The following is a 2720-nucleotide window of genomic DNA, read 5'->3' on the forward strand; positions in this document are numbered from 1 at the left end:
AAGATCTGATCAAGAGACAGGATCTTGATCACACTTTTGTAGACTTTATGCAGCGGAACATGAGTGTTTTAGCTCGGTTAAGCATCGCGGCATCTTAATAAATGTGATCTACATTCGTTCGTGATCTTGCCCTGGGTGTCCCGGTGGCTATTTATTGATTTACATCAGTTTTCCACCAGGCCTAGAGCCGTATTTTGACCCCTTTACAGTGCATACATAAAATAGGAAAAAGCAATGCGTAATATCGTATTTAAACCATGGGTTGGAAATGACTATGCAACCAACAAGTTTGGTGCTCGTATTCTAGTTCTCGGAGAGTCACATTATGGCGATCCAGAAGATGAACATGAAGAGTACACAAAAGAAGTTGTACAATTATGGGCAAAAGAAAACCGACTCGCTTTTTTTACAAAAATAGCCAAAACCATTCTGAATCTTGACTCTTCGGAGTATCTTACAGATGATGCCAAAACAGAGTTTTGGGAAAATGTTGCATTCTATAACTACATTCAAAAAATTGTCGGCGAAGGAGCTAGAATTCGTCCAGCCAGCGATATGTGGGAAAGTTCAGCACCCGCTCTTTTCGAAGTTATAAAAGATCTAGACCCGCAAATAATTTATGTTCTTGGTAAAGAGTTAGCCGACAACCTTCCTCAATTACCTAGTGGCATTGAGGTTTGTTATTTGAGTCACCCCTCATCTGGCGGTTACAGCTATGCTGAAAATAATAGTAAAGCACAGAAAGCCATTGAAATAGTAAAGAAAAACGATGATTTATTACTTCAGCAATTGCTTGATGAAAAGAAGTTAGATACTCCCTTTAAAGTGACTGATATTCAAAGAAAGCTTCATTGGGGTTACCCAAGAGCTACGAATGTTTGTGAGCGAGGTGTAGTGAAAGGAACGCTAACCAAAATAGAAAAAGATGACGGCATCTTGTATTTAGCAAATTAACACTTACGGACTACCCCCCGGTGTCAGAATAGTTGTCGCCTGACCTGAATAATCTAAATGTGAAGACCGGGGGCGGATAAAGAGTGTCGAATGGCTCGTTATTCAAGTGAGCGTAAGGCCGCTTTGCTCAAGAAGCTGTTGCCTCCCATCAACATGTCGGTTGCTGAGTTAGCTCGGCAGGAAAACATCAGCGAAGTCACTCTGTATAATTGGCGCAAACACGCCAAAGACGGAGGGGCTCCTGTGCCCGGAGACAACAAACTGACCGATGAATGGCCCGCCGAGGCCAAGTTCGCCGTCGTGCTGGAAACCGCTGCGCTTTCCGAGATTGAACTCAGTGAGTATTGCCGCCGCAAGGGGCTCTACCCCGAGCAGGTCCAGCAATGGCGCCAAGCCTGTATTCTGGGCCAGCAATCCGCTCGTACCCTCCAACAGGCGGAGAAGGCGCAGTCCAAGGCGGACAAGAAGCGCATCCGGCAACTGGAGCAAGAGTTGCGTCGTAAAGACAAGGCCCTGGCCGAGGCGGCAGCTCTGCTGATATTGCAAAAAAAGCTCGATGCCTACTGGAGCAGCGTCGACGAGGCCGATTGACCTCGTTGCCAGAGCGGCAGCAATACGTTGCATGGTGGCGTGAGGCGCTCACCGCCGGGGCACGCAAGCATCCGGCGGCCGAGGTGTTGGGGCTGAGTCTGCGCACGCTCCAGCGCTGGTTGGCCGGACCTGAGCTGAGTGCCGATGGGCGACCGGATGCGGTTCGCCCTACGCCAGCCCATGCCTTGAGTCCAGAAGAGCGACAGACGGTGCTGGATGTTTGCAACAGCCCGGAGTTCGCCTCGTTGCCGCCGAGTCAAATCGTGCCACGGTTGGCCGACCAGGGGCACTACTTGGCCAGTGAGTCGAGCTTCTATCGCATCTTGCGGGCGGCTGACCAGCAGCACAGGCGTGGCCGGAGCCAGCCACCGCGTCATGTGCTGGGACCAACCAGCCATACCGCGACCGGACCCAATCAAGTGTGGTCTTGGGATATCACCTACTTGCCGTCGCCAGTACGTGGCCAGTATTACTACCTCTATCTGATAGAGGACATCTACAGCCGCAAAGGGGTGGGCTGGGAAGTGCATGAGCAAGAGTGTGGTGAACAAGCGGCGGCGTTGCTGCAACGGAGCGTCATCCGCGAGCAGTGCTGGAAGCAGCCACTGGTCTTGCACTCGGACAACGGCGCGCCAATGAAGTCGGTCACGCTACTGACCAAGATGCATGACCTTGGTGTCACGCCCTCGCGGGGACGGCCTCGAGTCAGCAACGATAATCCGTACTCGGAGTCGTTGTTCCGGACGCTGAAGTACTGTCCACAGTGGCCATCAGACGGCTTCGCCAGTCTGGAGGCCGCTAGGGAATGGGTGCGTGACTTTATGGCTTGGTATAACGACGAACACCGGCATAGCCGTATCCGCTTCGTCACCCCCAACGAGCGGCATCGGGGCGAAGATAAAGCGCTGCTGGCGAAACGGGATGAGGTGTATCAGGCGGCCCGAGCGCGACATCCAACCAGGTGGAGTGGCAAGACGCGAGATTGGACACCGATCGGTGCCGTGATGCTGAATCCTGAGAGGTCCGAACCAGAGCAAAAACAGGCGGCTTAAAACAGGTTTACGCGACAACTAGGGAAGGTGCGAATAAGCGGGGAAATTCTTCTCGGCTGACTCAGTCATTTCATTTTTTCCTGTTTGAGCCGTTTTTTCTCCCGTAAATGCCTTGAATCAGCC

General features: G+C 51.8%; 2 protein-coding genes. Both read left to right on the plus strand.

The annotated features are described in order from the left end of the window. Window positions 1-234: 234 nt before the first annotated feature. The gene (locus tag BN1127_RS22010; RefSeq protein ID WP_156139745.1) at window positions 235-954 is read left to right on the plus strand and encodes a hypothetical protein; all 720 of its coding nucleotides are present in this window, start codon (window positions 235-237) and stop codon (window positions 952-954) included. A gap of 90 nt (window positions 955-1044) precedes the next feature. After that, window positions 1045-2597, plus strand: a protein-coding gene (locus BN1127_RS21115; protein ID WP_156139746.1) for an IS3 family transposase whose coding sequence is annotated in 2 segments (ribosomal slippage) — window positions 1045-1507 and window positions 1507-2597 — 1554 coding nt in all. Because the reading frame shifts where the segments join, the coding sequence is not laid out codon by codon here. The last annotated feature ends 123 nt before the right edge of the window (window positions 2598-2720 follow it).

It is taken from the genome of Aeromonas media, from assembly GCF_000819985.1.
GTDB lineage: Bacteria > Pseudomonadota > Gammaproteobacteria > Enterobacterales > Aeromonadaceae > Aeromonas > Aeromonas media.

Excerpts from the sequence above, each read along its gene's own strand:
- BN1127_RS22010 (WP_156139745.1), top strand. The coding sequence starts at position 235 with ATGCGTAATATCGTATTTAAACCATGGGTTGGAAATGACTATGCAACC.